Annotated in this window: 12 protein-coding genes; 4 read left to right on the top strand and 8 right to left on the bottom strand. The window is 36.8% G+C overall.

What is annotated here, in order from left to right; translation table 11 throughout:
* Both J5J03_RS13795 and J5J03_RS13790 read left to right on the top strand, forming a co-directional pair.
* Positions 1 to 320, top strand: a 320-nt coding sequence (locus J5J03_RS13795) for a transposase (protein ID WP_208586293.1), incomplete at its 5' end; no start/stop codon positions are given.
* Positions 317 to 1,192: an IS3 family transposase gene (locus J5J03_RS13790; protein WP_208585884.1), complete on the top strand. Its 876-nt coding sequence runs from the start codon at positions 317 to 319 to the stop codon at positions 1,190 to 1,192. The genes J5J03_RS13795 and J5J03_RS13790, both read left to right, overlap by 4 nt.
* A 323-nt stretch (positions 1,193 to 1,515) precedes the next feature.
* Here J5J03_RS13790 and J5J03_RS13785 read toward each other — a convergent pair whose 3' ends face one another.
* The 3 genes from J5J03_RS13785 to J5J03_RS13775 are packed head-to-tail and all read right to left on the bottom strand — an operon-like array spanning position 1,516 to position 5,999.
* A complete protein-coding gene (locus tag J5J03_RS13785) occupies positions 1,516 to 3,174 on the bottom strand; it encodes a response regulator transcription factor (RefSeq protein ID WP_208590283.1) in 1,659 nt (552 codons plus the stop codon).
* A gap of 1 nt (position 3,175) precedes the next feature.
* Positions 3,176 to 4,963: a cache domain-containing sensor histidine kinase gene (locus J5J03_RS13780; protein WP_208590281.1), complete on the bottom strand. Its 1,788-nt coding sequence runs from the start codon at positions 4,961 to 4,963 to the stop codon at positions 3,176 to 3,178.
* A complete protein-coding gene (locus J5J03_RS13775) occupies positions 4,953 to 5,999 on the bottom strand; it encodes an autoinducer 2 ABC transporter substrate-binding protein (protein ID WP_231710751.1) in 1,047 nt (348 codons plus the stop codon). Before J5J03_RS13775 ends, J5J03_RS13780 begins: the two co-directional genes overlap by 11 nt.
* Before the next feature lie 198 nt (positions 6,000 to 6,197).
* Here J5J03_RS13775 and guaC point away from each other — a divergent pair, with 198 nt between their 5' ends.
* Positions 6,198 to 7,172, top strand: a complete 975-nt coding sequence (gene guaC, locus J5J03_RS13770; protein WP_208590280.1) for a GMP reductase — start codon at positions 6,198 to 6,200, stop codon at positions 7,170 to 7,172.
* Positions 7,173 to 7,252: 80 nt separating this feature from the next.
* On the opposite strand, the gene J5J03_RS13765 is transcribed toward guaC, so the two are convergent.
* From J5J03_RS13765 to J5J03_RS13755, 3 genes are read right to left on the bottom strand one after another with little or no spacing between them, the layout of a single operon-like run.
* Complete coding sequence (locus tag J5J03_RS13765) at positions 7,253 to 7,930, bottom strand: DUF2306 domain-containing protein (protein WP_208590279.1); 678 nt, start codon at positions 7,928 to 7,930, stop codon at positions 7,253 to 7,255.
* Between the two features lie 4 nt (positions 7,931 to 7,934).
* Complete coding sequence (locus J5J03_RS13760) at positions 7,935 to 8,873, bottom strand: SDR family NAD(P)-dependent oxidoreductase (RefSeq protein ID WP_208590278.1); 939 nt, start codon at positions 8,871 to 8,873, stop codon at positions 7,935 to 7,937.
* A 43-nt stretch (positions 8,874 to 8,916) separates the two neighbouring features.
* Positions 8,917 to 9,492 carry a TetR/AcrR family transcriptional regulator gene (locus J5J03_RS13755; protein ID WP_208590277.1) on the bottom strand — a complete coding sequence of 192 codons (576 nt, stop codon included), beginning with the start codon at positions 9,490 to 9,492 and terminating at the stop codon, positions 8,917 to 8,919.
* Between the two features lie 268 nt (positions 9,493 to 9,760).
* Here J5J03_RS13755 and J5J03_RS13750 point away from each other — a divergent pair, with 268 nt between their 5' ends.
* Positions 9,761 to 10,303, top strand: a complete 543-nt coding sequence (locus tag J5J03_RS13750) for a PilZ domain-containing protein (RefSeq protein WP_208590276.1) — start codon at positions 9,761 to 9,763, stop codon at positions 10,301 to 10,303.
* Positions 10,304 to 10,398: 95 nt separating this feature from the next.
* Here J5J03_RS13750 and copZ read toward each other — a convergent pair whose 3' ends face one another.
* Together copZ and J5J03_RS13740 are read right to left on the bottom strand one after the other, a co-directional pair.
* Positions 10,399 to 10,605, bottom strand: a complete 207-nt coding sequence (copZ, locus tag J5J03_RS13745; protein WP_208590275.1) for a copper chaperone CopZ — start codon at positions 10,603 to 10,605, stop codon at positions 10,399 to 10,401.
* 20 nt (positions 10,606 to 10,625) lie between these two features.
* Positions 10,626 to 12,995 (bottom strand): heavy metal translocating P-type ATPase, encoded by a 2,370-nt coding sequence (locus J5J03_RS13740; protein WP_208590273.1) that lies wholly within the window; start codon positions 12,993 to 12,995, stop codon positions 10,626 to 10,628.
* Between the last annotated feature and the right edge of the window lie 15 nt (positions 12,996 to 13,010).

Raw genomic sequence — 13,010 nt, 5'->3', positions numbered from 1 at the left:
GAGAACATCGGCAAAGATACAGTGAAGAGTTTAAAAGAGAAACGGTAAAGTTTGCGCAAGAGCAAAAGCAAAAGAAAACCATGACAGAGATTGCGGAAGATATCAAGGTTCCACTAAGTTGTCTGCATGAATGGATGAGTAAATATCGCGAATTTGAAAACGAACCGGTGGTGGTGGAAGAACGTTTAAAGAAACTGGAGCGAGAACTAAAGGAAAAAGAACGGGAACTAAAGGCAAAAGACAAGAAAATAGCGGAGACCGAGGAAGAATTGGCTATCGTAAAAAAGGCGGTGCACATCTTCAGCAGACCAAAAAAATGAAGTTTCTATTCATTGAAGACAATCGCTCGGTGTTTTCAGTGGAGAAGATGTGTAAAGTATTAGAGGTGTCTACGAGCGGTTATTTCAAATGGAGAAAGCATAAGCCGAGTCCACAAGAAATACGTAGGGAAGCCATAAAGAAACGAATTAAATACCATTATTACGATGCTGACAGTATATATGGTAGTCCCAAAATCACAAAGCTATTAGTCCAAGAAGGATATCAAGTAACAGAAAGAACCGTTAGTGTGTACATGAAAGAACTAAACTTACGATCTTGTGTATCTAAGCCATATAAAGTATCTACAACGCATTCAAATCATGATGATCCTGTAGCACCTAATAGGTTAAATCAACACTTTACAGCACCAGAACCAAACAAGATATGGGTAGCTGATATCACCTATATCCCTTGTCGACAAGGGCGCTTATATTTAGCTGCGATTCTGGACTTATATACTCGTGAAATAGTTGGTTGGCGCTTAGATGGACATATGGAAACGTCATTAGTTCTTCAAGCACTAGAAGATGCTTATACGTTAAGAAACCCAGAAAAAGGCTTGCTTCACCACTCCGACCGTGGTACACAATACGCTTCTACGGAGTACCGGGACAAACTGAAAGAATTTGGTATGGAGGCAAGCATGAGTCGTACAGGAAATTGTTATGATAATGCTTGTGCAGAATCGTTCTTCAGCCTAATCAAAAAAGAATTAATGAGAGGTCAACGATTTCAAACGAAGGAGCAAGCTTACGCGGAGATTTATCGTTATATAGAGCTTTTCTATAATCGAAAAAGAATACATGGATCCATTGGTTTTATATCTCCGGTAGCGTTCAAGCAAAAATACGATAGGCAGCATGCGGCATAAAAGAAAGAGCACTTATCGAAGCAGTAAGTTGCCTTTTCATCACTTAGCGACTAGCCAGATGATTCCGTGGAGGGGTCAAGTGGTTTGGGCTTGATGCCTCCGCGGTATCATCTATCATTTGAAAAGTGAAGAAAAGGCTACGGTAATCTGACATGTATTCGTTATTTAGGTGTCCACTTTCTTGACAGAAGTCCAAAATGTCTGCTCCCATCCCTGGATTTTCCAGAGTATACTCTATGGCTACGTTATAATACAAAAAACTTTATTACTCTTTGCTTGCACCAAAAAACATGGAGTTTTAGCTCCATGTTTTTTGGTGGAACCTAACTTTTTGTTTCATCAGTGACCCCTACTGCTGAAAGTCTCACTTTATATTTTGACGGAGTTTCACCGTAGTGTTGTTTAAATAGCTTACTGAAATATTTGGTATCACTGTAACCGACCTTTCTAGCAATTTCTCCAATTTTATAAGCATCTTCGATTACTAGTTTTCTAGCTTGTTTCATTCTTTCTTTTGTTACAAAATCATGAACGGTCACTCCTGTTTCATTTTTGAACTGTTGACAAAAATAAGTTGGATTCATAAATACTTGTTGGGCAATTCGGTTGATTGTGATTTGTTTATCTAAATGATCTAAAATCCACTCTTTCGCAGTCGCGATTTGATCCTGCTCATCCTGTAATTCTATCATTGTTGTCTTTTCCAATAATTGATCAATCCAATTCCATACTTCAATCTTTAATTCCGTTATACTAGTAGTCCTTTCCGTAATGGTAAAGATATATTGAAATTGCTTACTGCTCAGACTAAACGTGTGACCACTTAACTCATTCCATATTTTAACACCTAAAAGTTGCAATACTTTTTCTAATTCTACCGGAGAATTTAAATTGCTCAACATATCTAAAAAAATGGTCAGTTCCTTCTTCAGGTGTACATCATCAGTATGGTGAATTGCCCATACTATTTTCTCGATTTGAAGAATAATAGCTTTATCCTCCACGGTGTTCTCTTTTAGATTAATACGACTTCGCTCATCTGTTGTAATAATTTGATTGGTTCCTTTTATTAAACGTAATTTAATAGCTGTTTTTAAATCCTTTTTTCTAGCAGTAAGCAGGCTTAATTGATCAAACGGGTCACTCATGGCAATGGAACAGCATAATGCAGTGTACTGCTTAATATTTTCTAATAAATCTTTAGCAAATTGTTTTGATTTTTCTGCGGTATGATCTGATGGGATGGATTGAAGCAGGATCCACCATTCGTTATGCTTTTCCGTCCATTTCCATGCAGCCGCTCGTTTTTCACTATTCCAATCAGTAATCATTTCCTCCATAATATTGCTTATTGCAAATAGCCAATTACTCCATTCCTCATCATCAAGCTTCTTTTTCTTACTTTTTAATTGATCTGCACTGATATATAGTACAACATATTCGCCACTTGGAAATTGCTTTGTCCACTCTAATAAAGAAACATCCATCTCTTCCTCACGCATCATTTCCTGTAGCAATTGAAGCTGTTGCAAATAGGCTGTTTTTTTTGCTTCTTTTGCTATTTCTCTATGTCTTCTTTCTTCTATTTCCTGTGATTGTATCTCTTTACTGATTCGCAATAACTGTAATCGGAATTCCTCTCGATCAATCGGTTTCACTAAATAATCACTTGCTCCCTCACGAATCGCTCTTTGTAAATATTGAAAATCATCAAATCCACTAATAACAATGGAATGAAAATTCTGCTGTTGCTTCAATTGCTGAATAAGCGTTAATCCGTCTATTTCCGGCATTTTCACATCTGTAATAACAAGATCAACCTTTATTTGTTCTCGGTGAATAGCTGTTAAACATTCTTCACCGTCGCAATAATTACCGATAATCTCAAATTGATCACCAGCTTGTAATACTTGTCGTTCTATTCCTCTGCGCAATCTCGGTTCATCATCTACAATTACTGTGTTTACCTTCCTGATAGACAAATTAAGACACCCCTTTTCTTTCTATATTATTCTCTAACGGTAACAATAAATAGACTACTGTTCCGCTTCCTGCTTTACTTTCAATGTCAAGACCATATCGTTCTCCATACATCATCTTTATTCGTGCATGTACATTTAATAATCCATATTGTGAATCCCGTAACATCGGGTTCTGATGTAATGATAGTTGAATTTTCTTTAAGATTGCTTCTTCCATTCCAGGTCCATCATCTGCTATTTCAATTAGTAGATTTTTATCGTTATTCACCTTCATACGGACTTCAATATTAATGTTCCTACATCGATCCAATCCATATTTGATCGCATTTTCAATGACAGGCTGCAAAATAAATTTCGGTATCACATAATTCTTTTGATCGACGTTTATCGATAGCGAAAAATGAATACGCTCTTCAAACCGAAACTGCTGAATCGTTAAGTAGTCTTCTGTATGACTTACTTCTAATGATATCGGGACGAGCTTTTCTTTGTTATTTAAGGAATAACGAAGCATTCTTCCTAATAACGTAACCATCTTAATAACTTCTTCTTTATCATCTTCCTCCACTGCATAGCAAATTGTTTCCAGCGTATTGTACATAAAATGTGGATTGATTTGAGATTGAAGAGCGTACAATTCTGCATCCTTTTGTTTTAATTCTATCTGATAATTTTCCCTGATAAGATATTCTATTTCTTGAATCATCGAATTAAAACTTTTGGCAAGCATTCCTACTTCATCTTTCTTTTCCATTGGTAGGTCTACTTTAAAATTTCCTTTCTCCACTCGTTTCATAAGAAAAGTTAACTTTTTGATTGGACTGGAAACATTCCATGCCAATAAAACGGATATGACACTGCTTAGGATAACGATAATAATAAAGGCAATAATCGTGCCGTTTCTTACCACATTCGTATCTTTCATTAACTCATTTAATGGAATTCTGTGAAATGAGTACCAATTCACGGAAGGGAACTTATACGAACTAACCAGATCATTATTGATCCAATCCGTCGTTCGAAAGCTGCCGTTAATTTTTGGATAGTGTGGAAACTGTGCATCTACTTTTCCGATCATACTTGGATCACTATGATAAATAAAACGACCATCTTGGTCAGTAAGCCATATGGTTGGATCACGGTCTTGTGTCAATCCTTGCATGGCTTGCTCGATAAAATTTAAACGGATGGCAATAAACATCGTCCCCAGATTCTCCTGATTTTCATAATCTCGTAATTCTCGCATCATAAAAAGATAAGGTGGATCACCCTCAAATGCCAAACCTACTTGATTAGGCAAAATAAACTCCGTCCCACCTTTTAAGTCAATCTCTTCCCCTAAAAAGGAAGGAAATTCTTCGATGTTAACATTAATCTCTGGGTGTTTTGTACTTTGAAACAAACGGTTCTTACTCAAAATAAAAACACCTAATATATCTGAATTACCGCTAGTCATATACATTCTAGATAAAATGCCATTGACCAAAAATTCATCTCGAAAAAGGGCAGAATTATTTTGATAGGCGTCTTTTCTTAATACTTCAATTATCTGCGAAGAATTATATAATGCGTCCGGTAGTGCTTTGTAATCATTTAACTGATTATTAATATTGGTATTTGCTTGCTCCAATAATTTTGGAATATATTGTCCTACTTGATTTTCAATGGACATAGTATACTGCTTATATGCAATGTATCCTAATACGGACACAGGGATAACCGTGACTAAAATATAAGTGATCATTAACTTTGTCATTAGTTTTCGATTACGAAAGTAGTTAAAAATCATATTGATCCACATTCTCCTTCGTAAAGTCAATCGGCTCCCCCATAATAACTGTGTCATTCATTACGCTTATTTTTCCAACTCCACTGATTTCCTGATTATCATAAGGAAGATCTCCTTGTGCTAATTGCTTACTCAACGCAACCGTTAGATAGCCTAGCTTTTTCGGACTCCATAATGTTACGACCTGCACAACATCTTTTTTTAAATATTCATTCATCGGATTAGGGGAAGATAAACCTACGATAGCTACTTCTCCAACCTTTTCCTCCTCCAAAACGGCTTGTGCGGCTGCTGGAGGTGCAACAGAGGAATTACCGATAATACCATCCAAATCAGGATATTTTGCTAATAATTCTTTCGCTTTTGTATAAGCCTGTTGTGGATCATCATTAGCCGCCACTGTCTCCACTAACTGCATGTCAGGGTAAAACTCCTGGTGTTGCTGGTTGATCCAATAAAGCCATTCATTTAAATTAGCTGCTGTATCTGCACCTGTCATAATGGCAAATTTTCCTTTTTCATCAATATTCCAAGCTAACGTATCCATCAAATGCCTGCCTAACGCTTCATCTTGAACCATATTAATGAAAAATGACCTTCCTTCAGGTGCAGTATCAGCATCCCATGTAATGACTTTGACCCCCATTTGCTCTGCTTTCTTCAAAGAAGGTAATAATTGCTCTGGGTCATTAGCTGATACTGCTAGAACATCAATATTCTCATTTTTGACTAATTGATTAATTACTTCTATTTGCTGCCGGGCATTTGCTACAGATGGACCTTGATAAATTACTTCTACTTGCAAATCATCGCCCGCTTCCATCACCCCTTGCTCAACCGCATTAAAATATGGAATGTTCATTACCTTTGGAACAATAGCAATTTTATATGTACTACGATTTTGATATTCTGTCTGTTCTGTTATTTCTTCCGATGAATAGACAACATGGTATGGCTCTTTACTTGTCCCTTTCATATTGCAACCGCTTACAATTAATGCTAATAAGACACCTATTAGTAGATACTTTCTCTGCAAAGCTATCCCCCCTAGTCCTTCAAGAATCAACGAGACCACTCTGTTCTTACCTACATAGATTTTATCACTACTTTTATTTGATTACTAGCAGGTAAAAACGCATTAGCATTGACAAAATTCTTTATCTATATTATATTACCTAAGGCGAATGATTATGAACAAACCGTTAAAAAATGTTCGTCTTTAGGAGTGAGATAAATGGAAAATGTATTTGATTATGAAGATATTCAATTAATTCCTGCAAAATGTATCGTGAAAAGCCGGAGTGAATGTGATACGTCGATTCAATTTGGAAAGCATAGATTCCGCCTGCCTGTTGTCCCTGCTAATATGCAGACAATTATTGATGAAAAAATTGCTACTTTTTTAGCAGAGCGTAACTATTTTTATGTGATGCACCGTTTTGAGCCTGAAACGAGAAAAGATTTTATTAAATCTATGAGGGTGAAGAACTTAATCGCTTCCATTAGTGTCGGAGTGAAAGGTGAAGAATATAGCTTTATTGAAGAACTTGCCGATCAAGCGCTTGTTCCGGATTACATTACTATAGACATTGCACACGGCCACTCTGATGCTGTAATTGAAATGATTCAACACATTAAAAAGCATTTACCTGACAGCTTTGTGATTGCAGGTAATGTTGGTACGCCAGAAGCTGTTCGTGAATTAGAAAACGCTGGTGCGGATGCAACTAAAGTAGGTATTGGCCCTGGTAAAGTGTGTATAACAAAGGTAAAAACAGGTTTTGGTACTGGTGGATGGCAGCTTGCTGCTTTAAGATGGTGTGCAAAAGCTGCAACGAAACCAATCATTGCTGATGGTGGTATACGTACACATGGAGATATCGCCAAGTCAATTCGTTTTGGAGCATCTATGGTAATGATCGGCTCTCTTTTTGCCGGCCATGAGGAATCACCAGGTACAACGGTAGAACATGATGGTAAACTGTACAAAGAATACTTCGGTTCTGCCTCTGAATACCAAAAAGGTGAGAAGAAAAATGTAGAAGGTAAAAAAATGTATGTGGAGCATAAAGGAGCTTTACAAGATACATTAACTGAAATGGAACAAGACCTGCAATCTTCTATCTCATACGCAGGCGGAAAAACATTAAATGCGATTCGCACAGTCGATTATGTCGTAGTGAAGAATTCTATTTTTAATGGAGATTAATACGAAAGCACACCTATTAACTTAGGTGTGCTTTTTTGTTGAAATTGTGTCAGCAATCAAACCAGTAGGTAACGATTCTTTTATATAACTTTTTGATTGAACTTCCTTCCGTAATATAAACTGAACCCTATGATCACTGGTGTAATGACAATGGTTGGTGCAAACCATAAGAAAATATTAACCGATTCAATATTCAATAATCTCGGTGCTCCGAAAACCATAAATGCAGTAATTGTCGAAATGGAACAGGCTAACATACCAATTAAATGTTCAATATACCAATGTCCCTTTTTGCTAGGCTTATGAAGCCAATAATACAGCTGGCTTCCACCTACAAACAAGCCAACAGCAGGGAAATAACTTAATAATGGCATATCAATATAAAACCCATAGACACTGATCAAAGCTGAACTTGTAAGCAAAGTGAAGGAAAATGCCAGATCTGCTACATGCCGATGAGGCGTTTTTCTTTTTTTAAATTGTAATACCCGTATACCGTACCAGGCTGTTGCGGCACTTAGTATCGCAATATAGACAAGAAACCAGGAAAAAGTTTGGTCCCCTGAAGGGTCATAAAAAATCCGGTAAAAACCCATATAACATGCTGAAATAGCCACAACCGCCATGGAATAGGTATACACCCAACCAATTTTACGATGGACCTTTCCACCTTTACGTACAACGATTGGAATCCAAAAAATAAATAATGCCAGAAAACCTGCAATAATATGAGAAATGCGAAACAATTCAAAAAGCATATTTTTATTCTTCCCCCTTATAATAGGATAACGTTTGTTTGATTCCTTCTCTGTATGGGGTACGCGGTAAAGTACCGATATGCTTTTCATATTTATCTCCACTCAAGACAACAGGGTCTTCTGTTAAATAAAGCATTTCCACCACTTCTTTCATATCTTTATCAAACAATCCCAAAAAGGAGATAAGTCCTTTTTTTACTGTAAACACCTTTTTCGTAAATCGTTCAACTTCCCTTACTAGTGCGATGATTTCTTTTCCTGATATAACGTCGGTAGCTGGGATATTCCAATGCTGCCCGTACGCATCAGGATGTTGTGCTAACGTAATAATTGCCTTGGCACCATCTGGTGTATAAATATACTCACGTTTCACTGTTTGATTTCCTATAAACATCGCTGTTTTATCCTGTCTCACCGACGCGAAAAAATAATGGAGCATCGATTTCTCAGCACCTGGACCATAGAAATCAGGAAAATGAGCAAATAGTGCAGAAACTCCAGAATTTTTGACTATTTTCTCGAGTCGTAGTCGTATCTTGCCTTTTTTGGTATGGGGCTGTTTTGGATAGTCTTCTCTAATTTCCTTTCCATTCCCTTCCCCATAAGCATAGACATTATCCACAATCGCTAGTTTGATATTCTTTTCTTTAGCCAATTCAACGACATTATTCATGATCTTTTCAAGCTTTTGCTCCCACTGAGAATATGGAACATTTAATGCATGAAAAATAACATCGATGTCAGGTAATCCTTTCTTCAATTCGTCTTTATTCTGAGCATCACCTGGGTAAATAGCTACTCGATCGTCATGGCCAAAAAGTGTTTGTAATTTTGCTTCATTACGCGCAAATGCTACTACTTCTATCTTTCTATTTACTAATTCCCTTACAATTGCTTGACCCATCCCACCACTTGCTCCTAAAACCATTGCTTTTTTCATCATATCCTCCTTTTATTAACCATCGTTCAATTAAATCATAAAAAAATTAATCCATGTATATCATCCCTAAAATCATATCAACATGTGACATTGCCAGTTCCTCTACCTCCTGAAAAGAATGACCGATTCTACAATAGTGAGCAACAAATCCATGTAACATTAAAAAGACAGACCAAATTTTTTTAATTTCTATTTGCTGGTTTGTTAAAGCCGCAACTGCCTGGGCAAATTGTTGATAACTTTGTTCAGGTGCATTGGTCGCATAATGCTGCAATTCCTTATCATTCATAATAAACATCACTTCATAATGATTAGGGTACGTCAGGCCAAAACGAATATAACCTAGTAGTAGTTCTTTTAACTTCTCTTCTTGTGAAAGCTCTAATTTGTCTAACCGTTTTAATTCTTTATTAATCATTGCAAAATCTTGCTCAATCATCGCATAAAATAAATCAGCTTTGTTTTTAAAATGATAGTAAATAGCTCCATGACTATAACCTAATTCCCTTGCAATCATCCTCATCGAAACGGCCTGAAATCCTTGATCCACAAAGAGCTGGTGCGCTACATCGATAATTGCTTCTCTTGAAAGTTCCTGATCCACTGCTTTTCGCGGTGCCATATATATAACCCCTTTTTTTAACCACTGTTCAATTAAATCATATAAAAAATGGAATTGGTTGTCAATCCCTTTTTAAAATATCCTGCATATGGGATTGCGACATTGAAACAATATTAAACCAAAAAAACATACATAGTTTTATTTTCCTATAAATTTTAGAAGGAAATCACTATATGCATGACGAAATATACATATGTAATATAGGTAATATGTAATAAAAAACTTCAATAATATATTTATCATAGTAACTAATGTTAATGGAAATGGGGTGTTTCATATTGAACTGATTGTCCTGACTCAAATCGTCATATCTGTAATTGCTCTTATCATCACTTTTACATTCTGTTATAAGCATAAAAAATCAAAAGACCATCAAAAAAAGTCTCGTACTCCAGCTAATCCTGAACTGACTGAAGCAAACATACGAAATAATTTTCGTATTACTTTACATCATCACCCATGTTTAATTACACTAATCCACTTAGAAAACGCTCAACTATCGCGATTAAAGGACAAACAATTTTATGGCTACGTAGATAATATCAGTACTAGTGGCTTAATGTTTTTATGCAATTTTAATTTTCCCGTTAAAGAACGCGTGATAGTCAAATTAAATATTTCGATTAAATCGTACCAATTTACTTTAAATGGGGAGGTTATCCGAAAAGAAGAGCATAAGAAAAAGAAACAAATAGCGTATGGTGTACAATTTCATAAAATGTCAGAAAAAGAAAGAATTCGTCTCACTAAAGTATTAAATGAAGTAATGGTCGAAAAGAAGAAAAAGTCAAATATGGTCGGCGTACGTTAAAGAGGGAATACCAATTTGATTTGGTATCCCCCCCTTTATCCAAACCAGCAACGAGATTCATCGCTTATCATTTGGTGACTTTTTGGAACAATCTTTTATAAGACATCGTAACCTTGTTCCTCTACTACTTCATGCATTGTTTCAATCTTCACTTCTGCTTCATCATAGGATACATTTACAGTACCCTCTTCTAGATTCACTTCTGCTTTGGATACACCTGCTATTTCTTGTAATGCTCCCTCTACAGAAGCTTTACAATGACCACATGTCATACCTTGTACTTTTAGTGTTGTTTGAACCATTTGAATCTCTCCTTTTATTTTTATATTTTTACTCTCTTCAATCGCAGAGAATTTGTTACTACACTTACAGAACTAAACGCCATTGCTGCACCGGCAATCCATGGTGCTAACAAACCAGCTGCCGCAATCGGTATCCCTGCACTATTATAGGCAAATGCCCAGAAGAGGTTTTGCCGAATATTTCGTATGGTTGCATGACTGTGTTTAATAGCTTTTGGAATTAGCAATAATTCGCCGCCTAATATCGTAACATCTGCAGCTTCAATTGCCACTTCTGTACCAGTTCCTATCGCAATTCCGATATCAGCAATAGCTAATGCAGGTGCATCATTTATACCATCACCTACCATTGCGACTGTTTTTCCTTGTAACTGGACTTCTTTTACTTTGTCTGCTTTTTGTTCTGGCAATACTTCTGCAAACACTTGATCAATGCCAACTTGTTTTGCGATAGCTTGTGCAGTAGTTTCATTATCGCCAGTTAGCATGATCACTTGCAGTTCTTGTGCTTGTAACTGCTGGATGGCTTCAACGGCAGAAGGTTTTATTGTATCTGCTACAGCAATCACACCGCTAAGCTTGCCGTCAACAGCAATTAGCATTGCCGTTTTCCCTTGTTGTTCATAACTTTTTAATACATCTTCTTTATCATTCGTTTGAATACCGTTATCTTGGAGTAACTTTCGATTACCTACTACAAGGCTTTTCGCATTTACTTTCGCTTTAATACCATGCCCGGGTATTGCTTCGAATGATTCTGTTTTATTTAATTGTAATTGTTTTTCTTCTGCATATGCTACAATAGCTTCTGCTAAAGGATGCTCGGATCCCTTTTCTGCACTGGCAAGCAATTGTAATGTTTCCTCATCACCATTGAAATCGGTCACTTCCGGCTTTCCTTTTGTCAGTGTACCGGTTTTATCAAAGATAATCGCATCTAACTTATGCGTTTTTTCCAGGTGTTCTCCACCTTTAAACAAGATACCTGATTCGGCTGCTTTTCCTGTTCCAACCATAATCGATGTTGGTGTAGCAAGTCCTAATGCACATGGACAGGCGATTACTAGTACCGCTATAGTCGCGACTAATGATGCTTCGATATTACCAGGCGATACCCATGTAATCCAGGTTAGAAAAGTGATAATCGCAATACCTACCACTATTTGGACGAAGTAACCTGAAATCACATCTGCGAGACGTTGAATTGGTGCTTTTGACCCTTGAGCATCTTCAACGACTTTAATAATCGAAGCCAATGCGGTATCTTTCCCCACCTTGGTTGCTTTCATTGTTATCGAACCATTTTTATTCATCGTTGAACCAATGATCTTATCATCGATCGTTTTCTCAATTGGAATAGACTCACCGGTTAGCATCGATTCATCTACTGCAGTCTGACCATCAATAACAATACCGTCTACAGGTATTTTTTCACCAGGTTTTACGATTAAATGATCACCCACTTCGACCTGTTCGATGGGAATCAGCACTTCTTTGTTGTCACGAATCACTCTTGCTTCCTTAGCTTGTAAATGAAGTAATTTCGAAATCGCCATCGTTGTTTTACTTTTCGCAGCAACTTCTAAATATTTACCAAAAAGAATGAGTGTTATAATGACAGCACTTGTCTCAAAATATAAATGAGGCATGCTGCTCGTCAACATTTCATATACACTGTAAAAGTAAGCAGCACTCGTACCTAGCGCAACTAGCACATCCATGTTCGCCGTTTTGTTCCTTAGGTTCTTATACGCACCTCGGTAGAACTGCCAACCTATAATGAATTGAACAGGTGAAGCCAAAGCAAATTGGAACCATGGATTCATGAATATATTAGGTATGCTTATATGAAATAAATGCACGAGCATTGTTGCAAAAAGTGGTAAAGTCAATATTACCGAAATAATTAGCTTTTGCTTCATTTTTTGAAGTTGTTTTTCTTTTTGAGAGTTTTGTTCTTGATTATCTGCCTTTCTTTTGGCATCATACCCTAGTTTCTGAATTCGACCGATCATGTCTGTTTCCTCAATGAGGGAAGGATTGTATTCAACAGACGCACTTTCCGTCGCCAGATTAACGGTTGCTTTTTGAATACCTGGTTGTTTGTTTAAAACTTTTTCTATACGATTGGAGCAAGCGGCACATGTCATACCGTATACTTCAAAATCGATCCGTTCTGTCTGAACTCCATAACCAAGCTTTTCAATTTTTGCTTGGATGTCCTCCACTTGAACATTCTCAGGATCATAAGAAACACTTGCTTTTTCTGTTGTTAAGTTTACCTGTGCGTCCACTCCGTTCATTTTGTTTAATACTTTTTCTATACGATTGGAACAGGCAGCACATGTCATGCCAGTAATCCCTAGTGTTACTTTTTTGTTGTCACTCATGTTTAAGCTCGCCCT

This window comes from Gracilibacillus suaedae, from assembly GCF_017599345.1.
GTDB lineage: Bacteria > Bacillota > Bacilli > Bacillales > Amphibacillaceae > Gracilibacillus > Gracilibacillus suaedae.
This window is presented reverse-complemented; position numbering and strand designations above follow the sequence as displayed.